Here is a 22,612-nt window from a genome sequence, read left to right on the forward strand (position 1 = left end):
TCCATTAGAATGAGACGCGAACGTTCTCGCGTTCTTCTTCGCGCGCCTCGAGCATGTCGCGTTTTTCGAACTTATGGACGGAAGCGATGATGTTCGTCGGGACCGATTCGATTTTCGTATTGTATTTCATGACCGTATTGTTATAAAGCTGTCGCGAGTAAGCGATTTTGTTCTCTGTCTGGGTCAACTCTTCTTGGAGCATCAAAAAGTTCTCGTTCGCTTTCAAATCTGGATACGCCTCTCGCAGCGCGAACAAGTTTTTGAGCGCACCGCTCAGTTGATCGTTCACTTCCATCTGTTCTTGACGGCTCGTCTTCGAGCCAAGCTGGTTTCGTAGCTCGACGACTTTCGTGAGCGTCTCTTGTTCATGCTTCGCATACCCTTTCACCGTCTCGACCAAGTTCGGAATCAAGTCGTAACGGCGTTTCAGCTGAACGTCGATCTGCGCCCACGACTCGTCGACCCAGTTTCGATATTTGACAAGTCCGTTGTACATCGAAAAATAGATGACCGCCAAGACGACGATGATACCAATTGCGATAATCCAACCCATTTCAACACCTCATTTCATGATTTACTTCTGTATTAATTCCCTTTCGTCGTATACCATAAGCATAACTTAGGGAATATGTAGAAAATGGTTCATATCTACTGTGGGTTCCCTCACGAATTCATGCAAAGGAGTGTCACAATGTCCATTCCTACCATCGTTGTTGCCGTGAAAGCGGTAATTGTGCAAGACGACCACCTCCTCATCATCAAACGGGCAGCCGATGACGAGGTCGATCCCGGCACATGGGAGCTCGTCGGCGGTAAACTTGACTTTGGCGAGACGCTCGAACATGCCCTTGAACGGGAAGTATTCGAAGAGTCCGGTTTGCGTGTCGAGATCCAACAATTGTTGTACGCTACGACGTTTTTGACCGACCCGAATCGCCAAGTCGTCATCATGACGTACTTGGCTCACCCGATCGTGACAACCGTCACCCTCTCCGAGGAACATAGTGACGCCAGATGGGTAACGGCTGACGAAGCGCAAAAGTTATTACATCGTCCAATTCTTGACGATTTGGATTCACATGACGTATGGGCCTTGCTTCAACCAAAAATGATCAACTGACAGGAGTGCAAATCATGCTTATGACTGACCTCGATTCAAGATTGACGGATCTGTACGACGAAATGGTGACGCTTCGACGTCATTTTCACCAATATCCCGAACTGTCGTTTGAAGAACAAGAGACACCAAAAACGATTGCCGCTTATTTGCGCAAGCTCGGCCTCGAAGTCCGCGAAGGCGTCGGTGGCAACGGTGTCGTTGGACGCATTCGAGGCGGTAACGGACCAACCATCGCCTTCCGGGCCGACTTTGACGCTTTGCCGATCCAAGACTTGAAAGACGTGCCGTACCGCTCAAAAGTGAACGGTTCGATGCATGCGTGCGGCCATGACGCCCATACGGCGACACTGCTCGTGCTCGCCAAAGCTTTGAGTGAGATCGACCTGCCGGGAGACGTCGTTCTCATCCATCAGTTTGCGGAAGAACTCGCGCCCGGAGGAGCCGAACCGATGATCGAAGACGGCTGCTTGGACGGTGTCGACTACATCTTCGGCGCTCACATCTGGACGCCGCTCCCGTACGGCACGATCGGGGTAAAAGCAGGTCCGATCATGGCCGCAGCCGATCGCTTCGAGCTGACGATCAAAGGGAAAGGCGGCCACGGCGCGATTCCGCAACATACGATCGATGCCGTCATGGTCGGGGCGAACGTCGTCGGTCAGTTGCAACAAGTCATCAGCCGTCGCACCGATCCGCTCGAACCGGCCGTCTTAAGCGTCGGCACGTTCACCGCGGGCCAGGCGTTCAACGTGATTGCTGACGAAGCGAAGTTATCGGGGACAGTCCGAACGTTCACACTAGAAACACAAGAACGGATCATCGCAGAGATGGAGCGCACCATCTCCCACGTCTGCGCGGCGAGCGAGGCGACGTATGAGCTCGAATATATCCGCGGCTACCCTCCCGTCATCAATCATTACGCCGAGACGGAGCATGTTCGCCAAAGTGCAGCTCGCGTCGTCGGTGAAGCCGGCGTCATCGAGATGTCTCCGCTCATGGTCGGAGAAGATTTCGCCTACTACATGCAACACGTTCCCGGTAGCTTCTTTTTCGCCGGGGCCGGCAATCCTGAGGTCGGCGCCGTCTTCCCTCACCACCATCCTCGCTTTGATGTGGACGAACGGGCCATGCTAAACACCGCCCGCGTCCTAATGCGCGCGGCGTTCGAAACATGGAACACACACAAAAACGAAGACTGACGCCCTAAGGCATCAGTCTTCGTTTGGCGTTTCTGATAACATCGACACGAGAACTTGGTCGACACGTTTCCCGTCCATATCGACGACTTCGAAACGTAACCCGTACGCCTCGACGATGTCTCCGCGTTTCGGGAAGTCACCGAGCGAGTAAATGACGAGCCCTGCTAGCGTGTGGTACAAATTACGGCCCTCATCGAAACGGTTATCTCGAATCCCGAACGTCCGTTTTAAATCTTCAATCCCGAGCAAGCCATCCGCCAAGTACGTCCCGTCCGCGCGGCGGACCACTTCCGGCGTCTCTTCTTCAATCATCACTTCTCCGACAATCTCTTCTAGTATGTCGAACAACGTGACCATACCGAGGAAGCCACCGTATTCATCGAGCACGAACGCGATTTCAACGCCGTTCTTTTGCATCATCTGCAGCACTTGGCTGGCCTCGCGTTGCTTTGGCACGATGAGCGGCTGCTTGATGCGTTTTAAAATTTGTGACGGCTCACGCAACGTCGCGAGCGTTAAAATATCACGGACATCGATGTAGCCGACGAACTCGTCGAGCGAATCGCGTCCGACTGGAAGTTTGTTGTGTTTGCTCTCATAAATCGATTTTTTAATATCGTCCATGTCATCCTCGAGGTCGACCCATTCGAGCATCGTCCGCGGCTGCATCAGTTCGTAGATCAACTGGTCGTGGAAAGCGAAGACGCGCTCGACTTGTTGCACTTCTTCATGGGCGAACGCCCCTTGCTGCGCCCCTTCGAACAACAACTGTTTGATTTCGAGCTCGGTCTCCCCACTCGACTGTTCTGCTTTCAAGCCGAGCAATTTGAACAAGAACAGTGTCGATTTCGATAAGATCCAAATGAACGGGCGCATGACTTTGCTGAACAAATCAAGCGCCGGAATGATCGACATCGTGACCTGTTCAGGTGACACGAGCGCAATCCGTTTCGGGACAAGCTCTCCGATGATGAGCGACAAATATGTGATGATCGTGACGACGACGACATAACCGACCGTCGGCGCGTACTGCGCGCTCATTCCGAGCTGTGCGAATAAGTCAGCGAGCGGTGTTGAAAAACGCGCGCCCCCGTAAGCCCCGTTGATGATCCCGATCAATGTGATCCCGACTTGGACGGTCGACAACAGGTCTGTCGGGTCTTTTGAATGTTTGAGCGCAATCTTGGCGCTGCGTTTACCTCGATTCGCCTCAACTTCAAGTTTTGCCGGTTTCGATGAGATGAGCGCGATCTCTGTCATCGCGAACACCCCGTTCAACACGATCAAAAATATGACGATCATTAAATCAATTACTATGGAAGAATCCACTTTTTTCATCACCTCTACGTATATTTCGTACTACTCCATCTCATCATATCAGAGATTCATTATCCACCTGTACCCGTTTTGCTCACGAAAAAAGCCACTTCATTGCGAAGTAGCCTGTTCCGTCGCTTGACGATCGATTGCTGCCGCCTGAGCTTGTTTGAATACAATCACCCCTAGTAGCAAGATCATCAACCCGATGACTTGGCCTGGTGACAATGATAACCGCGGCATTCCGAACGCTCCGAAGAGATCGACGCCGAGTGCCCAAATCAACTGGGAGACGAGAATGATTGAGACGGATAATGTCGGGCCGAGCAGTTGGATGCTGCGCATCACACAAAAGACGACACCGACACCGAGCAAACCACCGAGCGCGTAAATCGGTGAAATGTCGAACATGCCGCGGATGTTTCCGCCGAAAAGTGCGAGCGGGACGAGCGACCCGACGAATCCGACGATAAAGACGAGCACGGTCGTCGCCCAAGCTCCTAAATACACGTTCATTTTGGCATTGACCGCCGCTTGTACACTGATGAACGCGCCAGCCACCGCTGAACAAATGATTCCTACTAACATGAACTGCCTCCTTATTCATACACCATGCCATTGGCACGTTCGTTTAATCGTTTCGCATCGAGAATCGTCACTTTCGTCCGACTCCGTTCGACGAGTCCCTCGTCCGCGAACGCTTGCAGCGTCCGATTCAAGTGGCGATAGCTCGTCCCGAGCCATTCGGCGACTTCCTTCCGTTTCAACTGACTCATCTCTTGTTGGAACAACTCATTTCCTGACGCACTGAGTGAGACGAGATAGCCTGCTAAACGCTCTTCAAGCGTCGACATCAGATGATTCGAGGAGGCGTTCGCCTCAATAAATAACTTTTCCGACACCCCGCGGAGAAGATGTTCCGTGAACTCGATCGTCCGGTTATGCGTCCGCAGCGCTTCAAACGGGATGCGCAGACACGTGACCGCCCCTACAGCTTCGACCGTATGCAGGACGTCCCGGCCGCTGGCGTACTCAATATCGCCAATCAAAGACGGCGCCGTCTTCAACCGCAAGAGTCTCAGTTTCCCTTCCTCGCTCAACGTATAAATTTTGACGCGCCCCTCTAAAACGACGAACAACGACTCAATCGTTTGATCGTTCGCACACAACATCGCACCGGTGGGAAATGTCACGATCGACGACGCCGCGAGTGTCTCCGTCGAAAAAAGATGGTGCCAGTTAAGGCGTGTTAACGCAGCTTCAACCCCCATGTCGCCCCTCCTCACGTGAATGTATAAATCCCGATACCGACAACCATCAAGGCGAGTCCCATGATCTGACCTTGATTGACAGGCTTCTTCTTCACCCCGAACCAACCGTTCAAATCGATAAGGAACGCCCCGATCAATTGGGCGACGAGCAACACACAGATTGCCCACGTCACACCGAGTCGCTGGATGGCCGTCAGCTCTCCAAAGACGACGAAGACGCCAAACAACCCACCTAAACTGTAATACCAAGGCACACGCCGGAACGCCGTCATGTCTGCATCACGTTTGAACGCATAAATGCCCAAAGCGAGGATGAGTCCGACAAAGTGGACGATCGTGACGGACAACCAGGCCCCGACCGCGTAACCGAGCTTGGCGTTAAAAATACCTTGTAGCGCGATGAACGTGCCCGAGAGTACTGCAAAAATGATTCCCATACTTACCTCCTATTCTCCTCGTCTGACTGTACGCGAGAATAAGATGCTTGAAAAGGACATATGTCCAAAAAAAGAACAACCTAGGTCAAGCCTTAGGTCGTTCGCATCATTATCCTAAAATTTTCACGATTTCTTCCGCGACTTGCTCAGAAGACTGCGGGTTTTGTCCCGTGACAAGGCGATCATCGACGGCGACGTTGACAGCCCAATTGTCGGCTTTGTCAAAATCTCCGCCCTTCTCACGAAGTGCCGTCTCTAACAAGAACGGTACAGCTGAATCGAGTTGCATCTCGACTTCTTCAGCATCCGTGAATCCAGTCACACGCTTACCTTTCACGAGTGGTTCGCCGTTGCTCAACTTGACGTTGACGAGGCCGATCGGGCCGTGACAGACAGCTGCAACGATATTGCCGCTCTCGTATACGTCTCGAACGACACGCTGTAACGTCTCGCTTCCTGGGAAGTCGACGACTGTCCCGTGTCCACCTGGAAGGAAGACAGCATCATATGTCTCATCCGCTACTTGATCAAGGCGGACCGTATCTTTCAACAAGGTTTTCGTATTTAAGATCTCTTCCGGTAATCCGTCTTCTAGGCTGTTGGCATCGATTGGCACGTCTCCACCTTCGATACTAGCAATCGTTACTTTATAGCCTTGCTTCTCGAACAAAAGGTACGGTTCAGCGAACTCCCCGAGCCATAACCCTGTTTCGTGACCGTTCTCTAATTTATTGGCAGATGTCGTGACGATCAGTACGTGTTTAGACATGTGATTTCCTCCTTCTGAAATAAGCATACGAAATTAAATGTTCCCGTTGTGGTTCGATTCAAACCATCGAACGCTCGACACGATGAGACGTAATTCTTTTTTTGACCTGGTAATTTTTTTGAAACAGGAACGGCACCTGAACTCGTTATACTCGGATTATCAGTCATCAGGAGGGAACCATCGTGACCAAATCGATACTTGAATGGGGATTTCTCGCTGTCGCCGCTCTAATTGTCGTCCTCGTATTGCTCGGCGGAATGTGGACGAACATGTGACCTCGCTTCGCTGAGATGTCACATGATTGTTCGTTTGAAACACGCCTTAAATTGGGAACAGACACATGTTGTCCTATCGCCACATTCATTTGAGAAAGGATGTTGAATATGTCAGAACGCGTTTTCATCAGTCCCGCAAAGTATGTGCAAGGCAAGAATACGATTGACCGGATCGGGGAGTATGTCGGGCATTTCGGCTCACAGGCACTGCTCATCGCCGACGATATCGTCTGGCGCTTGATCGGGGAACGGGTGACCGCCTCGTTGACGTCGAGCGGTGTGAACGCCGAGAAAGCCGACTTCGTCGGGGAGGCGTCACGCCACGAAATCGAACGGATCGCCAAGGCGGCAGAAGCGAACGAGACGGCGTTCGTCATCGGCATGGGAGGCGGAAAAACGCTCGACACGGCCAAAGCCGTCGCCGATGCGCTTAACGCCCGCATCGTCATCGTGCCGACCATCGCCTCGACTGACGCCCCGACGAGTGCCCTCTCGGTCATCTATACGGATGAAGGTAATTTTGAGAGCTACCGCTTTTATAAGAAGAATCCCGATTTGGTCCTCGTTGACACGAAACTGATCGCCGAGGCTCCAGCCCGCTTCCTCGCCTCAGGGATCGCCGACGCGCTCGCGACGTGGGTCGAGGTCCGGAGTGTCCTCGCGTTCGGTGGCAAGACGATGGCAGGCGGCGTCCCGACGATCGCCGCCGAAGCGATCGCCAAACGCTGTGAAGAAGTCTTGTTCGATTATGGGATTCCGGCTTATGAATCGGTAAAAGCAAAAGTCGTCACGCCGGCGCTTGAAGATGTCGTCGAAGCGAACACGCTATTGAGCGGTCTCGGTTTCGAGAGCGGTGGATTGGCGGCAGCCCATGCCATCCATAATGGCTTTACCGCCTTAGACGGGGAGATCCATCATTTGACGCACGGTGAGAAAGTCGCGTTCGGAACACTCGTCCAGCTCGCGCTTGAAGGACGGACGCAAGCCGAGTTCGAACGGTACGTCGCCCTTTACATGGCGCTCGATTTGCCGGTCACACTTGAAGACGTGAAACTAAAAGACGCGTCACGAGAAGATATATTGAAAGTCGGTCAAGCAGCGACCGCTGAAGGGGAAACGATTCATAGCGGTTTCGACGTGTCGCCTGAAGATGTGGCCGACGCCATCATCGCCGCCGACCGTTACGCCCGCCTCTACCAAAGCAAACTGACCTAAAAAAACGAGGAACGGCTACTTGAGCTGTTCCTCGTCTTTAGTTGAAGTTACGAATGAGACGACGATGCCGAGCGCCATACAGCTGACTGTCAGCACGAAAAACGTCAGTTGATTCGCGTAAATGATGTTCGTGAACTGGTTCCAACCCGACGCGTACGCCGCATTTTCAGAAGCTCGTATCCCGTCCCGCAACGAACTTGCCTGCCCGAAGTTCACGTATAGACCGATCCCCGCCATCAATATGCTCCCGGCGAAGAGACCGACCCGCGCGAGACCGTTCACCGACGCGACCGTTCTCCTGGCGAGCCGGACGGTGATCCAAATGAACAACAAAACGAACGGCCAGCCGACCAATAAGACGAGCACGTATGGATTTCCTTCGCCCGCTGGCTCCGTATAGGCGGCCGTCATCGTCTCACCGAGCTTGAATAACATAAATGTGATGAGCGTGATGATGAACCACGCCTTGATCAACTTCTCCATGACAACACCTCGTCCCCAGTATACCAAAAACACCATGCGCTTTCGCACACGGTGTCAAGTCACTCTTTCGGACGAACGGCGTAATAGATCAAAATGACGAGCCACGTCCAAACCCCGGTAAAGATTCCGAGGATCGCGATGATGAAAAAACCGAGCGGGATCATCGATTTCGTCCGATTGTAGTCTTTCCACATATTCGATAACCCTTTGATATTGAAATACAAAAAGGCAAAGAATAGGACGAGCAATAACAACGGTAAGCCAAAAATAAGTTCCATATGCGTCCACTCCTCTCTTCTGTTGCACAGTTCTTGTCTATACAATCAGTTTACTTCGTTTAAGCCCCCCGGCACATCGGGCTGGGGCAGTACATCTATCGGGTCACGAGACGTAGACTGTCGTTTGAGTATTCCCTAATCACTCGTCTTTTCATCATTTCAAAAAAAGGGAAAGGAAAACTATCCATGCATAAGGGGGTCGTCCTAATGAAACTCATCCGCCTGCTGCTCATCCTCGTACTCGTCTTCACCGCCTCGTCTACTTATGCCGCCACCCCGTCGCCTCAGCCCGGCTACACGATCAAGACGACGAAACTATACTGGCGGGCCATGCAATCGTCACCGGTCGCCAAGACACTCCTCACAAACACACCCGTCCGTTACACAACGTACAATCGAAGCTGGTCGAACGTCTACATCGGGAGCACCCGCTACTTCACACCATCGAGCAATCTAAAGGCCGGTATCCCGAAACTCACGTCAACGGAGCGGTTGCGGCTCGTCAACAAGCAACATGGCCTGTCCGCGTCCTATCGGTCCAGTCAACTAGTCACGCTCACCATCCCGACCGTCTATGCGAAAGGAAGCGAACGGACGCTCATGGCTGCCGAGGCGGCGCACGCGCTCGCTCGTCTCTACTATGACGGCCGAAAACAAGGACACACGCTTTACGCATTGAGCGCGTACCGGTCCTACGCCACGCAAAAATCACTCTACAATTATTGGGTCAACGCTCGCGGCACGGCCTATGCCTCGATGTATGTCGCTCGTCCCGGCCACAGTGAACACCAAACCGGGCTTGCCGTCGATATGACGAGCGAGCAGATGCGGATGGGACTATACGCCTCGTTCGATCAGACACCTGAAGGGAAATGGATGATCCAGAACGCGCACCGCTATGGTTACATCGTTCGCTATCCAAAAGGGAAAGAAAAGATCACCGGCTACAACTATGAGCCGTGGCATCTCCGCTATGTCGGTGTGAAGGAAGCGACGACGATGAAGCAAAACAACTGGACGTTCGAAGACTGGTGGGCTAAACGCTAAGTCCGAGCATCTAGTCGCTAGGAAGCGAGGTGCCCCATGTATACTAGACTTGTACGAATTTGCAGAGGAGGACATCTCGATGTGGATTGTGATGAACAAACTAGATGTTGAAAAAGGGAAAGTCGATGCGGTCAAAGCCCGGTTCCAAACGACAAAAGGAATCGAGACGATGGACGGATTTATCCGCATGCAAGTGTTGACTGATACGTCTGACGAAACGAAAGATCAAGTCGTGATCATGACGACATGGCGCGACGCTGCGAGCTTTGAAAACTGGCGCGACAGCGGTGCCTATAAACACGCCCATAAAAAACGGGACGACGGCACGTCTGAAGTGAAGCCCGTCGTCCTCGGAAATACCGTCACCCAATACGAGGTCGCGATCGAACACATGGCCTCAACCGATCACGTATAAAATATCTTGCGGTCGAATAATACCGAGAAGCGGTTCACTGTCTTCCCCGGTCTCGGTGATCAAGAGCGCGTCGAGGCGCACGCCGTCTTTCATGTTGATGAAATGTTGGTGCGCCTCGATGACAGACGTCTCCTTCGAAACGAAACGGTAACGACGAAGGTGCGGATCGTGATGAAGTACGTCTTTAACTTGAACGCCCTCGAGTGACACGTGCGGGCCGTCGATTGTCTCGGCGAGCCAGCTGGTCACTCCTTTTTTTGTCAATAAACCACGCCACGATCCGTCAGTGTTATAGACCGGGAACTGGGAATAGTTTTTATCCCGAATCTCACCGAGCACCTCGACTAACGCGTCATCGGCATCAAACGTCGTCACGAGTTTACGAAACAGTGGGATGACTTGGCGCGGATGCAACAGCTCTCGTTCGACTTCGAGAATCAACTCGACGATCGAGTCGTGTGGTTCGGCGATAATGAAATCAGGCTCTCGTCGTTCGTGGACAATCGCATTGCGTAGCTGACTCATTTGGTGCAAGTCTTCTTTATACCGCTCGATGATCGGATTATGCTTGGCGAGACGGTTGACCATGTTGCTGAAGCTAAAATGTTGTCCGTCTCCCATCTCGCGGCTCAAATAATCTTCAATCCGGTGGTACGATGCGATAAATTCTTCGGCTCGACTCATATGTTCACTCCCTTATCGCCTATCTATACCCTATTTTTGAATCGTTTGAGCAGGAAACCACTCCTTCGTATCGAATGAATGGACATCACCTATTTTTGAAAGGAGGAGAGCCGATGGCGACCCCGATCCAGCAAGCTACGCCCTTATCCAATCAAGACGCGTTCCGCTCCGGGATGCGTGCCGGCATCCCGGTTGCGGTCGGTTATATTCCGATCGCGATCGCGTTTGGCCTCCTCGCCAAATCGTTCGACATGCCAAACGTCATCACGTTGGCCATGTCGTTGTTCATCTTTGCCGGTGCAAGCCAGTTCATCGGTATTCAATTGATCATGGCCGGCTCGATGTATTGGGAAATCGTCTTGACGACGTTCATTTTGAACTTGCGCCATTTCCTCATGTCGGCCTCGCTGTCGCAACGGATCGAGACAACCTCGAACCGTTTCCTGGCTGCCATCGCATTCGGGGTGACCGATGAAACGTTCAGTGTCGCCTCGACTCGAAACGAAGCGACACGTGGCCACTTCGTGCTCGGTTTGAACTTGATCGCCTTTTTCGCTTGGAACGTCGGGACATGGATTGGCGTATTTCTCGCCTTCGGTCTCCCCCAGTCGGTCCAGGCGAGCATGGGCATCGCCTTGTACGCCATGTTCATCGGGTTGCTCGTCCCATCGCTCACGCGAAAACCGGTCATCGTCGTCGCGGCGCTTGCCGTCGTGACCCAAGCCGTGCTCTATTGGGGTGTCGCCCCGTTCATTCCGCTATCATCGGGTTTGAGCATCATCATCGCGACAATCGTCGCCGCCGGGGTCGGCGCCCTGCTTTATGAACAGGAGGGCGTAACATGATCAGTCTGTTCCTGCTCGTCCTCGCTATGGCGCTCGTCACGTACGTCCCGCGGCTCGTGCCGCTCCTTTGGCTGCGCGAATTGAAGTTACCGCCGCTCTTGAAGCGCTTCTTGTTGTTCACGCCGTATGCCGTGCTCGCGAGCTTGATTTTCCCGGGCATCCTCTATTCGACGAGCAGCCTGTCGTCAGCTTTGGCCGGAGGCGTCTTCGCCACGATGCTCGCCTTGCTGCGTGTCAACTTGATGCTCGTCGTGCTCGGCGGCATCCTCGGGGTGTACGTCGTCGAAACGTTCATCTGACAAACAGGTCTGTCTCCACGGAGACAGACCTGTTATCGTTTAGGCGGACAACGCCTCACGGCGCAACTGAACGAACACATCTACGAACGACGCGTCCCATTGGGTGCCGCGCCCACTCTCTAAAATCGACAGCGCCTTCTCGACAGGCATTCCTTGTCGATACGGACGGTCTGATGTCATCGCGTCGTAGGCGTCAGCGATCGCCATGATACGGCCGAAGAGCGGGATGGCTTCACCGGACAAGCCGTCTGGATAGCCGTTCCCGTCGATTCGTTCATGGTGTGACCGTACACCCGTCATGAGCGGCTGGAGTGAGACCGGCAACGTGATCTGATTCAAAATATGAATCCCAATTGTCGGATGCTCTTGAATTTGGGCGAACTCGTGGTCTGTCAGCTTTCCTTCTTTCAACAAAACGTCGTCACGAATCCCGATCTTTCCGATATCATGAAGCAGCGCCGACTTGCGGAGTAATTCGATTTGTGCCTGCGGCAGACCTAACGCATACGCCAGTTCGACAGAGTAGGCGGCCACTCGTTCCGAGTGGCCTGCCGTGTAGGAATCACGGGCATCGAGCGTAGCCGCAAACAAGACGAATAAGCTGTTCAGCAGTTGCTCGTTTTCTTCTCCCCGTTCATTGACGTTCTTCACCATCTGATTGAACCCGTTCACCAACTGCGAGAACTCATCAGCATACGGATTGTCGATCGGTTTCAACTCGCCGGCATCGAGCTGTTCGATCCCTTGTGTCAACGTGGCGAGCGGACGCTTAATGTTGTCGTATAGGAGCAGGCTGCTGAACGTCGCGACACCGACGATCACGACCAAGATCAACCCGGCCCAACGCCAATATGCGTCGACTTGATCGACGGTCGACAGTTGTACGCCCGAAGCGAGAATAAACAACATGACCGGAAACACCCCGATGACGAGCATACTGATCAAAAGCTTCGTCCGGACGCTAATTGACTGGTACGACGCCTGGAGCGGTGTATCGTACAGCTGCTCACTTTGATCTTGTAAATGAAGCAACAACGGCTCGACCGATCGATACGTCAAGAAGAACTCGATGAGCGCATGTAAAATCGCAATCAATACCGCCCCAAAAGCCGCCATTCCAATCAAACGGTACGGCAAATTGATCCAGTGTTGTTGAATCGCCAACGCGGTCAAGCTCATCGCCGGCACTGAAAGGCCAAATAAATGCGGCCCTAGTATACGCTTCACCGTCAACGTCGGAAAGTGACTCGTCTGATCGAACGCCTGTTGAAGCGCTTCGTAACTAGGCGTCTTACTTCGAAAGACGCTCTGAATCGGCCCGATGTGACGCCGATACATGACTAGCTCCAAACTGATCATGACCACACCCGACACCGCCATGATGGCAAACAAAGACATCACTTCAGCACGGGACAGTTCGAGCGTCTGGAAGATGAACAGACCCCCGACTCCGAACACCGCGATCCCTGAACCGACGATGTAATTCATGATTAACGTATTTTGAAAGCGTTCAAACACTTTGATCCCTCCTATTCTTCCCCGACTTCTCTCTTACTGTTTATCGACCAAAAATCACCATTTTTCACAATCAAAAAAAGCGAGCCTCTCACTAGAGAGACTCGCTCAGTTCACTGATTATGGACGAAGTGGACCTTCGTTGTCGTCAAGTGAACGGTTATCTTGATCTGGCGTGACGTTTTCATGGAACGGGTTCGGTTCTGGACCGTCCACGTTCGTCACATCCGTTGTCCGATTCGTTTCACGTTTCGACTGATCGATACCTTGCTTCGCCTGTCGCTTCGCAGCTTCGGCTTCTTGATTCATTTGTGCTTTCTCTTGTTCGAGACCCTCTTTTGATACTTCCGTCTCGTCGATGCTCTTCTCAGCTTTTTTCAAGTAGCGAGCTGCTGTTTCACGTCCACCGAGACCGAAGGCAAGGCCGAACGCAAGGGCGACAGCACCGAGGATAAGCAGGAACGCCGTATTGACGATCATCGGTGCGATGCCGAGCTGACTGATGGCCATGAAGAAGGCGATCCCGAGAATCGCATACTTCGCGACGTGGCGTAGTACGCTCGGTTGACCTGACGCATCGACGAGCACGCTGCCGACGAGACGCTCTGCCATATTGGCGAGCCAGAAACCGACCGCCAAGACGATGATGGCTGCAATGACCATCGGCAAGTAAGCAAAGATTGCAGTTGCGAGCGAGGCCATGAAGTCGAGGTTAGCGACTTGTAGGGCTTCCGACACGAACAACAAGATGATGATGATTTGAACGATCGTGCCGATTACTTGAGCAATCGACGTCGATGATGTCGAACGTCCACCGAGACCCATCTTGCTTGCGAGCGAGTTGACGCCCAAATTCTCAAGAAGTGATATGACCACCCCTTTGAGCCATTTGGCAACGAACACACCAGCGAGAATCAAGACGATTGCGACGATGATGTTCGGAATCATGGCCAAGACGTTGTTCAACATGGAGATGGCAGGGTCTGAGATGCCTCGAATGTCGAGTGCCTCAAGTGCTGAGATTGTGACCGGGATCATGATCAAGATGAAGACGACCGTACCGACCGCTTTCGCCAGGCTTGACCCTTTCACGTAATCTGCCAAGTGAAGTTTCTCGGCAAACTTGTTGAGTCCTGCCGCTTCCAAGAACTTCGTCAAAATATCGCGGACAATTTTCGCGACGATATAGCCGATCGCAAAGATGAGTGCCGCTGCGACGAGTTTCGGAATGAAAGCGAGGAAACTGTTCAATAAGTCTTCAAACGGTCCACTGATGCCTCGGAGACCGAGCGCATCAAGGACGGCAGGAAGTGCTAGCAACAACACCAAGTAGAAGACAATGTTTGCGACCGTGTCGACCCATTTCGTCTGGTTGACACTTGTCGACTCCTGACCTGTCTTCTCCATCAACTTGCTCAAGTTGAGGCGATGACCAGCCATTTGAATCGCTTTTTTCAAGAGCGTCGCGATAATCCAGGCGACGAGTAGAATGAGACCTGCTTTGACGACTCCAGTAATTAAACCTGAGAAGCCTTCATAGATTTGACTAAACGGCTGCGTGATCGCTGGCACGTTCATAAATTCAAAGATGATTAAGAATGCGAGAAGTAATACTCCAAAGAAAACGACTTTCGCGATGATTCGTTCAGGTGTCCACCGCTTTTCTTCTCTTCCGGGTTTACCAGGCTCCCCTTCTTGTTTGACACCAACACGATCGTCGAGGCGTGCTTTACGCAGCGCTTTACGCGTCACGTTTTCCAAAACTTTTGCCAAAATAAAACCGACGACAAGGACAAGAAGTGCAAGCAAGAGCTCTGGCAACCAAGACATGAACGTGTTGAAATTATACGTTGTATCGTTCATCCGACATCTTCCTCCAATCTCTTTTTAAAAAATGATTATTATTTCATACGACTCTCTGTATAAATACCAACATTTTCATATGCCTAAACATAGACAATTCTCACCCTTGAATAAATATTAACTGGGAAAATGATTTTCTAGGAAAATTTTCCCTCAAGAAACAAGGCGTGTCTTTCTAGTTCAAATATGATACGAATTAAGAAGAGTCTTTTTAAGGAGGAGTCAAGATGAACATCGCCCTGATTGCCCACGACAAGAAAAAAGATGATTTAATCGTACTCGTCAAAGCCTATTCTCACATATTAGAGAAACATCATTTGTTTGCGACGGGAACGACCGGAACACGTGTCGCCGAAGCGACGGAACTTCCGGTCCATTGCTTTAAGTCGGGACCGCTCGGTGGTGACCAAGAAATCGGCGCCTCGGTCGCCCGTGGCGAGATGGATATGATCATCTTCTTCCGCGACCCGTTGACCGCCCAACCCCACGAGCCGGACGTGAGTGCATTGATGCGCCTCTGTGACGTCTACTCGATCCCGCTCGCCACAAACATGGGTGGAAGTGAAATCTTGATTCGCAGCATCGAACAAGGCGACTTTGAATCGCTCAAACTTTCCCATAACGACGAACCGCCTGTATGACTATTTTATATAGAAGAGAGGAATTGTCCTGAACCCACATATATCGAACGATCCGACCGTACAGCAATTTTACGAACAAGTGCGAACACATCTGTCTGAACTGTTAGACGACAACTCAACAGCGGAGCGCTTGCTCAACAGTTTGGCCGGGTATATTCAACAAGCAGAAAGAAGCGGTCAATCCCTCGACGGCCTGACGAGTCAAGACCCACGCGCCTATGCGATGTTCTTGATCGAAAAACCAAAAACGAACGACGAGTATCGTCGCCGTTACCGCTCCATCATCGAGCAGTCGGGCGAACTTAAAACGCATGAGAAGGTGCAGGCGAACCGTGAGTTCGACTGGGCCGTAGAGCGGTTGAACGAGACGCAGCTCGAACTTCAAGACATCGAAAAGCGTGACGTCTCGTTTCTCGCCTATACAAAAATCGAGGCGATCAAATCGTCTCGCCGCATTTGGAACCAGTTCGGCTGGCTGCTCGGCATGGTGCTCGCGTTCGCTTACGCCAACCTGTTGCTCGTCATGGACGACTTGTTCAGTCTGCGGCTGTTCAGTGCACCGACGGCTTCGTATCCGCTCGATTACTTCGCCTTCGTGCTGCCTGTCTTACTGACCGGTGCCGTCTTCGGTTTACTGACGCGCTTCCGTCACCACTTTCAGACGATCGGACGGCGCATCTTGTTCGCACTGCTCATCATTCTCGTGTATGTCGGCTTCGTGATCCTGATCCAACCGCTCCTGTTCACACTCGGATGGTCATTTTTGATTCAATTGACGCCCGTCTACGCGCTAGTGTTGTTAGCGATCAGCGGCTTCATGGCGCTGTGGACACTTGCCGAGTTTGTCTGGAAGAGCACGCGTTGCCATCTCGGGAACGATACGATGACAATTTATTATTAATGACGCCAGTCTCAGATGAGATGGCGTTTTTTGTTTGAATATTCGTCAGAACGGAAATTACTATTACCGTGACGTCAATTCAATCGTAAGACCAGATGATAAAGGGGGCAGACCATGTCAGACCGTAAAATGATCGGGTTATTTCATAGCGAGCAAGAAGTGATGGACAAAGTGGACGAACTCAAAAAGGCCGGGGAAGCGGAGAAGAACATGCACGTCGTAGCCAAGCGGGACGGGGAAATTTCCGCATTGCGCTATCATACCGACGTTAATGCTGAGTCCGGGATTCGTGATGTAAATTGGCTAGATCGCGTCAAAGCATTCCTTCACGGCAGCGACCGGATTCGCGATGAGCTACGTAATATGGGTCTTAGCGATGCCGAGGCCGAGGAATATTATGCAGCCATCGACGACGGCAAACTGTTGCTTTACGTCGATAGACATTCGTACGAGCGCTATCCGAATATGTATAAAAAAGACAGCGAGCTCGACCACGATAAAGGGGAAAAGGCAGACGGCATCGCATTCGACGCCAAACCGTTCAATGATCATGATGAAGAACCAAGCGGTACGAAAGAAGATTCGATTGTACGAGGACATTCCGGCTTAGAAGACCATCGCCGATTATAAGGAGGAGACAACCATGAGTGAGAAACGATTTATTAGCATGTACGACACGCAAGAATCAGCTCTAGGAAAGATTGAGGAGCTACGCGCCAAAGGATACAAAGACTCAGACATTTACGTCGTCGCCAAACATGAGGACAGCGTCTCGATTTTGCGCCGTAAAACGGACGTGCACACCGAGGCCTCGCACGATACGGGTTGGTTCGATAAAGTCCGGTCGTTCTTGAGCGGTCACGAAGACGTTCACGCCGGGCTCCGCAACATGGGGCTGAGCGAAGAAGAAGTGAATCGCCATTACAGTGACGTCGAGGCCGGCAAGATTTTGATCTATGTCGATGAAGACTATGAACGCCGTCACAATGAAGGTTTGACGATTGATTCGACGCCTTATAACGAGTCGAAACACGATACGAGCCATCAAGGACATCATACTGCTGACGGTTTGGAAGTCGATTCGAAGCCGTTCAACGAATCAAACGACAAGTCAACTACTCGAGAGCATCGCAATGACGACGGTCTAGAGATCGACTCAAAACCGTTCAACGAATCCTCATCAGACAATCCGAATCGGGCCGTCGATCCAGAGCAAGACACACTGGACGAAAAGGCCAAACTGAACGATAAAGAAGCGAAGCTTCGTGGTCTCGATGACCGTGCTCTACGCAACGATGTTGAAGATCCAGACAACATTCGCCGCTTTTAATGGACAGACAAGAGGAACCTGACACATGACGTCAGGTTCCTCTTTTTTTACGTCAATCGATTTTTTGGTTCTTTCCCTTCGAGTACGTTGACGATGGCTTCTCGGTTGAGCGCCATCATCGAGAGGCGTGTCTTGATCGTGGCGCTGCCGATATGCGGGAGCGTCGTGACGTTCGGAAGCGTCAAGAGCGGATGGTCCATCGCCACCGGCTCTTTCGCGAACACGTCGAGCCCCGCCGCCCAAATTTGCTTGGCTTTCAACGCCTCGTACAGTGCCGACTCATCAATGATCTCGCCGCGGGCGACATTGATGAAGACGGCCGTGTCTTTCATTTTGGCAAACTGGTCGGCGCCGATCATGCCACGCGTCTGTTCGGTGAGCGGTGCGAGCACGACGACGAAATCCGACTGCTCGAGCAAGTCATCAAGTTCAGCGTAGACGAATCCGTACATCGACTCCGATTCATGACGACGCGTCCGATTATGGTACAAGACGTCCATGTCAAAGCCGCGGGCCCGGCGTGCGACCGCCTCGCCGATGCGTCCCATCCCGATAATCCCGAGCTTCGCCTGATGCAGGTCCATCCCGACGTAGCCCATCGGTGTCCACGATTTCCATTCCCCCGCCCGCAAATCACGTTCTGCCTCTCCGAGCCGGCGCCCGGTCATCATCATGAGTCCGAACGCGAGGTCCGCTGTCGTCTCGGTCAAGACGTCCGGTGTGTTCGTCACGACGATGCCGTGCTGTTTTGCCGCTTCGATGTCGATGTTGTTATAACCGACGGCCAAGTTCGAGATGACTTCGAGGTCAGGCGCCTGTTCGATCAACTTGCGGTCGATCGTGTCGCTGAGCATCGTCCATAGCGCATGAGCCGATGCTGCTTCTTTTAACAAGACGTCACGCGGTACGCTCACCGCCTCTTCGTCCCACATGCGGACGTCATACTTGTCTCGCAGCGGCGCCACTGCTTCTTCTGGTAGACGTCGTGTGATGTAAATTCGTTTCTTCATATCCATTCCCCCTGTTCTCTCTCATCGTAACAAACTTCGAATCAAGATTTGTCTTTCGACATCGGATTCTCTTTTATGAACTGATCGAACAATGAACTAAAGTCACTGTTGAGCAGTTGCTCGATCGTCTTCGAGGAGTCCATCGCATTGCGATACGCGACTTCATTGATGGCAAGTCCTATAGCCCAGGTGATCCCGGATGCGACTGTCGCATTGATCACACTCGCCGCCGCGTTCGCACCTGGGAAGAACTTCATGACGTTCAACAACAGCGTCTTCGAAAGCGTCCGTCCGATTTGCGGGATGATCGTGCTACCAATCAACGTTTTCAACATGTCATCGCTCGCTTTGACACCCCAATAACGGAACAAGTGGACGCTCATCGTCACTTGGATCGGTGTCAACGCGATCGCATCCGCGAACGGGAGTGGCACGGCAGCAGCCGTCCCAGCACTCGCGACATAGCCCGAGATGATTCGGTTCGCCTTCTTGCGTTTCAGCTTGAGCATCGCTTCGCTCTCCGCATGAATCTCCATGAGCAATCCTTCTTGAAGTGACTGGTCGAGCTGGTCGACCGACCATGTGACGAGACGTTCCCAGTCAAGGTGGTCCCGAAGTTCAGCATCGTTCAATAACTCACCGGCGACACTCACCTGAAAAATTGCGTCTTCCGGTACGACTCCAGCTAATTCGTTTCGCAACGCCGTCAATTCATCCATGTCGACTTGATCGATTTGCGTCAATAAGACTGCGACAGAAGTGACGTCGTTCAACTGTTTGATCAGCGTCCGATCGAGCGGTGTGACCCGTTTCATCGAGGCGTTGATAGCGTACCAGACGAGGTGCATCTGCTCGGCCGCAGGTTTTGTCTGCGTCCGTTCGACGAAGCCGATGACTTCATCGGCATAAGCCTGTTGACGCTCACTTCCGATCTCGTACCCTTCGCTATCGTAGAGGACGATTGCGATGTCATCACTCATGAACTGGTGGATTCCACGCGTCACCGGCTCGCCGGCCGCCACTTTCGTCAAATCACGACCGAACACATGATTGACGACCGAGCTCTTCCCAGAACCGGTCGCACCGGCGATTAAAATGTTCGGCTTCTTGACTTCGCCTCGCAGACGACCCAACTCTTCTTTCAAATCGTACGTATCTAAATTAAATGGCGCTTTTTTCTCCATATGACTTCCTCCTCATTGATTGAGCGTACGCCCAAGCTGCTTCATCTCGTTCTCGAATCCACGTTGCACGTCCTGAACAATCGCTTCCCTGACCGTCTCATACTGTTGGTCGATGGCTTTTTTGATGCCCCGCTCCGCTGTCCGGCGCTTGAACGCCCAGTAAATGAAATGAATACCCGGAATCATCCCGAGCACCATCTTTCGAATCGTCCGCTTAAATGAATAATCAAAGCCGAGTTCGACCCGGCGCGTCTTGAAACCGACGTCCGCCTTTTTGCCGACGAGCGGATAGCGCTCCATCAGTTGAATGTAATGACGGACCCCCTGCGCCATCGCTTCTTCTGTCGTGAGCGCGGCCTGTTCGAGCGTGCTCTCCAAATCTTTTTCGATTTGACGCGCTTTCCAGCTGATCATCGCTTGCGGGGTGATCATCCGAATTTTTTCAGCCGAACGGTAACTCCGGTCGCGCCACGCTTCGAGCTCGTCCAATAAATGCCGGGTCAAGTTGAGCGGTAATTTCCGCTCGACATCCTGCCAGAGGTTCGTTCGATTACGTTGCCAGACCGCCTCATAACCGAGCGTCGGTACGACTTGTCCGCTCAACAGCTTTTTCTCGACACTGTTCACCCGGATCATGGCGTCACGATTGATGCCAAGTTCTCGCATCAAGACGTCTTCCATCGCCTCGGCTTTCTCCACGTTCATCGCGCTGTCCGGATTATAGTTCGTCAAGATGATGGTGACGTTACTCTCTTTCGCGTAAAGCGGCTTCAAAATCGCCTCGAGCTCATACGTTTCGACACGACCTGAGTTGATCGACAGCAAATAATAAATCGTGTGGAACCAGTCAGCGATGTCGAGTGCCCCTTCCCGCTTATTGACGACGGCGATGACCGCTTCATGCCATTCTTCAGACCGGTCGGCTTCAAGCCCCCACGTATCAAAAAAGCGGAACAAGATCCCGCGTTCAAGATCGTAATACTCGTATTCGTGCAGGCCTTCTGCCGTCACCGGGCTGCCCGCCCGTGACTCGGCCACGTCACGTCCGTAAATATAGTTCAAGAAGGCGCTCTTGCCGACGCCTGTTTTTCCCGCGATCAATATGTTCGAGACAAGCCCCGTGTTGTCCATTTGGTTCCCCCTGCAGTCGTTGTATAATACCATTATACTAAACGGCCGCTTTTGAAACGTCCGACGGAAGGATGAGACGCATGCTTCACCACGTAGAGCTCTATGTTTCTGACTTGAACAAAAGTTTAATCGCTTGGGATTGGCTCCTCACAGAGCTTGGGTATACGGTATACCAACAATGGGAACACGGAAAAAGTTATCGTCATGGTGAGACGTACCTCGTCTTCGTTCAAACCGAACCGGCATACCTCGAACCCTCGTATCATCGGAAGCGAACAGGACTGAACCACCTCGCCTTTCACGCTGAATCGGTTGAGCAACTCGAATCTTTTCGCAGCCGCTTGTCCCGTTACGGCTTCAACGAGCTGTACGCCGACCGGTTTCCGTATGCCGGCGGTCCGAACTACGTCGCGCTCTATTTCGAAGACCCGGATCGCATCAAAGTCGAACTCGTGGCGACGATGTGAACGGATACAAATCCCCTCACCGAAAGTTTGTGAAAACAATTGCAAACTTTTTTAAGACCTCCTAGACTTAAGTTGTCTAAAGGAGGTCTTATTCAAATGGAAAAACAAGTTATCGATTATATGGAAGAAGCCGCCCATAAAAAAGCGACGCTGCTTCATCATTCGTTCGGTCAATATGCACTTCGCTCAATCGTCGCCGGTTTTTTGATCGGGATCGGCGTCGTCTTCGCTTTCACGGTCGGAAATATGTTTATCGACGTACCAGGGACGATGCTGTTTGCCGGCATGAGTTTCTCGGTCGCGCTCGTCTTTATCGTCTGGATGGGCGGAGAATTGTTCACGAGCAACACGATGTACTTATATACCGGTGCGAAGCGCGGGCGTGTCGCATGGAGTGATCTCATCAAAGTGTGGGGCATCAGCTGGATCGGCAACTTGGTCGGCGCGCTGTTGTTCACGATCCTCGTCATCGGTGCCCACAGCATGGGTGACATGAATAGTGACCACTTGCTCGCAGTCGTAGCTGCTAAAAAGATGGGCGGTGACGCACTCGCCATTTTCTTAAAAGGTATCCTTTGTAACGTACTCGTCTGTATCGCCATCTTCATGCCGCTCAAGACGCAAAACGACGTCGCCAAAATCATGTTGACGATGCTACCGGTCGTCGTTTTCTTCGCCGCCGGCTTCGAACACTCGATCGCCAACATGGGCGTCTTCGGACTCGCCCTTTATTATGCACCGTCTGAAGCGATCAACATCGGACTCGCGCTCTATAATCTCTTCTTCGCCACACTCGGCAATATCGTCGGCGGCGCCTTGTTCGTTGCCGGCACATACCTCCATTTGAACGCAAAACCTGGGACGGCGAACGTGGAAGCACTCCGCCAGAACGCATAACAAGACAGGGGCCCCGATG

The 22,612-nt window shown here is 52.2% G+C and carries 27 protein-coding genes; 13 read left to right on the forward strand and 14 right to left on the reverse strand.

Features of this window, described 5'->3' with window-relative positions; all coding sequences use genetic code 11:
- Positions 1-4 precede the first annotated feature (4 nt).
- A complete protein-coding gene (locus EVJ24_RS10400) occupies positions 5-553 on the reverse strand; it encodes a LemA family protein (protein ID WP_131441255.1) in 549 nt (182 codons plus the stop codon).
- 138 nt (positions 554-691) lie between these two features.
- Here EVJ24_RS10400 and EVJ24_RS10405 point away from each other — a divergent pair, with 138 nt between their 5' ends.
- Positions 692-1,120 (forward strand): NUDIX hydrolase, encoded by a 429-nt coding sequence (locus tag EVJ24_RS10405; RefSeq protein WP_131441256.1) that lies wholly within the window; start codon positions 692-694, stop codon positions 1,118-1,120.
- Between the two features lie 20 nt (positions 1,121-1,140).
- Positions 1,141-2,319 (forward strand): amidohydrolase, encoded by a 1,179-nt coding sequence (locus EVJ24_RS10410; RefSeq protein ID WP_442899263.1) that lies wholly within the window; start codon positions 1,141-1,143, stop codon positions 2,317-2,319.
- A 12-nt stretch (positions 2,320-2,331) separates the two neighbouring features.
- Here EVJ24_RS10410 and EVJ24_RS10415 read toward each other — a convergent pair whose 3' ends face one another.
- From EVJ24_RS10415 to EVJ24_RS10435, 5 genes are all read right to left on the reverse strand, one after another.
- A complete protein-coding gene (locus EVJ24_RS10415) occupies positions 2,332-3,621 on the reverse strand; it encodes a hemolysin family protein (RefSeq protein WP_236637634.1) in 1,290 nt (429 codons plus the stop codon).
- 126 nt (positions 3,622-3,747) lie between these two features.
- Positions 3,748-4,224 (reverse strand): DMT family transporter, encoded by a 477-nt coding sequence (locus tag EVJ24_RS10420; RefSeq protein WP_131441259.1) that lies wholly within the window; start codon positions 4,222-4,224, stop codon positions 3,748-3,750.
- 11 nt (positions 4,225-4,235) lie between these two features.
- Positions 4,236-4,907: a Crp/Fnr family transcriptional regulator gene (locus tag EVJ24_RS10425; protein WP_083274036.1), complete on the reverse strand. Its 672-nt coding sequence runs from the start codon at positions 4,905-4,907 to the stop codon at positions 4,236-4,238.
- An 11-nt stretch (positions 4,908-4,918) separates the two neighbouring features.
- Positions 4,919-5,344 (reverse strand): DMT family transporter, encoded by a 426-nt coding sequence (locus tag EVJ24_RS10430; protein WP_070328066.1) that lies wholly within the window; start codon positions 5,342-5,344, stop codon positions 4,919-4,921.
- Between the two features lie 109 nt (positions 5,345-5,453).
- Positions 5,454-6,113 (reverse strand): type 1 glutamine amidotransferase domain-containing protein, encoded by a 660-nt coding sequence (locus EVJ24_RS10435; RefSeq protein WP_071398770.1) that lies wholly within the window; start codon positions 6,111-6,113, stop codon positions 5,454-5,456.
- Between the two features lie 383 nt (positions 6,114-6,496).
- Between EVJ24_RS10435 and EVJ24_RS10440 the strand changes: the two genes are divergently transcribed.
- Positions 6,497-7,603: a glycerol dehydrogenase gene (locus EVJ24_RS10440; protein WP_131441260.1), complete on the forward strand. Its 1,107-nt coding sequence runs from the start codon at positions 6,497-6,499 to the stop codon at positions 7,601-7,603.
- Positions 7,604-7,618: 15 nt separating this feature from the next.
- On the opposite strand, the gene EVJ24_RS10445 is transcribed toward EVJ24_RS10440, so the two are convergent.
- Positions 7,619-8,086 (reverse strand): hypothetical protein, encoded by a 468-nt coding sequence (locus tag EVJ24_RS10445; protein ID WP_070328063.1) that lies wholly within the window; start codon positions 8,084-8,086, stop codon positions 7,619-7,621.
- Between the two features lie 59 nt (positions 8,087-8,145).
- On the reverse strand, positions 8,146-8,364 hold the full coding sequence (locus EVJ24_RS10450; RefSeq protein ID WP_016507949.1) for a hypothetical protein: 219 nt from the start codon (positions 8,362-8,364) through the stop codon (positions 8,146-8,148).
- A gap of 207 nt (positions 8,365-8,571) precedes the next feature.
- Between EVJ24_RS10450 and EVJ24_RS10455 the strand changes: the two genes are divergently transcribed.
- Together EVJ24_RS10455 and EVJ24_RS10460 are read left to right on the forward strand one after the other, a co-directional pair.
- The gene (locus EVJ24_RS10455; protein WP_131441261.1) at positions 8,572-9,411 is read left to right on the forward strand and encodes a M15 family metallopeptidase; all 840 of its coding nucleotides are present in this window, start codon (positions 8,572-8,574) and stop codon (positions 9,409-9,411) included.
- Between the two features lie 79 nt (positions 9,412-9,490).
- Positions 9,491-9,826 carry an antibiotic biosynthesis monooxygenase gene (locus EVJ24_RS10460; RefSeq protein ID WP_070328061.1) on the forward strand — a complete coding sequence of 112 codons (336 nt, stop codon included), beginning with the start codon at positions 9,491-9,493 and terminating at the stop codon, positions 9,824-9,826.
- On the opposite strand, the gene EVJ24_RS10465 is transcribed toward EVJ24_RS10460, so the two are convergent.
- Entirely contained in the window at positions 9,809-10,510 is a 702-nt protein-coding gene (locus EVJ24_RS10465) for a CBS domain-containing protein (RefSeq protein ID WP_131441262.1), read from the reverse strand. The genes EVJ24_RS10460 and EVJ24_RS10465 overlap by 18 nt on opposite strands.
- A 113-nt stretch (positions 10,511-10,623) precedes the next feature.
- Between EVJ24_RS10465 and EVJ24_RS10470 the strand changes: the two genes are divergently transcribed.
- A complete protein-coding gene (locus EVJ24_RS10470) occupies positions 10,624-11,355 on the forward strand; it encodes an AzlC family ABC transporter permease (protein ID WP_131441263.1) in 732 nt (243 codons plus the stop codon).
- Positions 11,352-11,654: an AzlD domain-containing protein gene (locus tag EVJ24_RS10475; protein WP_131441264.1), complete on the forward strand. Its 303-nt coding sequence runs from the start codon at positions 11,352-11,354 to the stop codon at positions 11,652-11,654. The genes EVJ24_RS10470 and EVJ24_RS10475 overlap by 4 nt, the downstream gene beginning before the upstream one ends.
- Before the next feature lie 39 nt (positions 11,655-11,693).
- Here EVJ24_RS10475 and EVJ24_RS10480 read toward each other — a convergent pair whose 3' ends face one another.
- Positions 11,694-13,172, reverse strand: a complete 1,479-nt coding sequence (locus EVJ24_RS10480) for an HD domain-containing phosphohydrolase (protein WP_131441265.1) — start codon at positions 13,170-13,172, stop codon at positions 11,694-11,696.
- A 117-nt stretch (positions 13,173-13,289) separates the two neighbouring features.
- Positions 13,290-15,032 carry a mechanosensitive ion channel gene (locus EVJ24_RS10485; RefSeq protein ID WP_131441266.1) on the reverse strand — a complete coding sequence of 581 codons (1,743 nt, stop codon included), beginning with the start codon at positions 15,030-15,032 and terminating at the stop codon, positions 13,290-13,292.
- Between the two features lie 227 nt (positions 15,033-15,259).
- Between EVJ24_RS10485 and EVJ24_RS10490 the strand changes: the two genes are divergently transcribed.
- The 4 genes from EVJ24_RS10490 (at position 15,260) to EVJ24_RS10505 (ending at position 17,904) form a co-directional block, all read left to right on the forward strand.
- Positions 15,260-15,673, forward strand: coding sequence for a methylglyoxal synthase (locus EVJ24_RS10490; RefSeq protein ID WP_131441267.1), 414 nt, complete (start codon positions 15,260-15,262; stop codon positions 15,671-15,673).
- 79 nt (positions 15,674-15,752) lie between these two features.
- On the forward strand, positions 15,753-16,574 hold the full coding sequence (locus EVJ24_RS10495; RefSeq protein WP_131441268.1) for a hypothetical protein: 822 nt from the start codon (positions 15,753-15,755) through the stop codon (positions 16,572-16,574).
- A gap of 114 nt (positions 16,575-16,688) precedes the next feature.
- Entirely contained in the window at positions 16,689-17,204 is a 516-nt protein-coding gene (locus tag EVJ24_RS10500) for a general stress protein (RefSeq protein ID WP_131441269.1), read from the forward strand.
- A 13-nt stretch (positions 17,205-17,217) separates the two neighbouring features.
- Positions 17,218-17,904: a general stress protein gene (locus EVJ24_RS10505; RefSeq protein WP_071398757.1), complete on the forward strand. Its 687-nt coding sequence runs from the start codon at positions 17,218-17,220 to the stop codon at positions 17,902-17,904.
- 47 nt (positions 17,905-17,951) lie between these two features.
- Here EVJ24_RS10505 and EVJ24_RS10510 read toward each other — a convergent pair whose 3' ends face one another.
- The 3 genes from EVJ24_RS10510 to EVJ24_RS10520 are packed head-to-tail and all read right to left on the reverse strand — an operon-like array spanning position 17,952 to position 21,229.
- Positions 17,952-18,914 (reverse strand): 2-hydroxyacid dehydrogenase, encoded by a 963-nt coding sequence (locus tag EVJ24_RS10510; protein WP_131441270.1) that lies wholly within the window; start codon positions 18,912-18,914, stop codon positions 17,952-17,954.
- 41 nt (positions 18,915-18,955) lie between these two features.
- Complete coding sequence (locus EVJ24_RS10515) at positions 18,956-20,098, reverse strand: YcjF family protein (protein ID WP_131441271.1); 1,143 nt, start codon at positions 20,096-20,098, stop codon at positions 18,956-18,958.
- 12 nt (positions 20,099-20,110) lie between these two features.
- Positions 20,111-21,229, reverse strand: a complete 1,119-nt coding sequence (locus EVJ24_RS10520; protein WP_131441272.1) for a GTPase — start codon at positions 21,227-21,229, stop codon at positions 20,111-20,113.
- An 80-nt stretch (positions 21,230-21,309) separates the two neighbouring features.
- Between EVJ24_RS10520 and EVJ24_RS10525 the strand changes: the two genes are divergently transcribed.
- Together EVJ24_RS10525 and EVJ24_RS10530 are read left to right on the forward strand one after the other, a co-directional pair.
- Positions 21,310-21,696: a VOC family protein gene (locus tag EVJ24_RS10525; protein WP_070328049.1), complete on the forward strand. Its 387-nt coding sequence runs from the start codon at positions 21,310-21,312 to the stop codon at positions 21,694-21,696.
- 96 nt (positions 21,697-21,792) lie between these two features.
- Entirely contained in the window at positions 21,793-22,593 is an 801-nt protein-coding gene (locus tag EVJ24_RS10530; protein WP_131441273.1) for a formate/nitrite transporter family protein, read from the forward strand.
- The last annotated feature ends 19 nt before the right edge of the window (positions 22,594-22,612 follow it).

The sequence above is a fragment of the Exiguobacterium sp. SH1S21 genome, from assembly GCF_004337175.1.
Lineage (GTDB): Bacteria > Bacillota > Bacilli > Exiguobacteriales > Exiguobacteriaceae > Exiguobacterium > Exiguobacterium aurantiacum_A.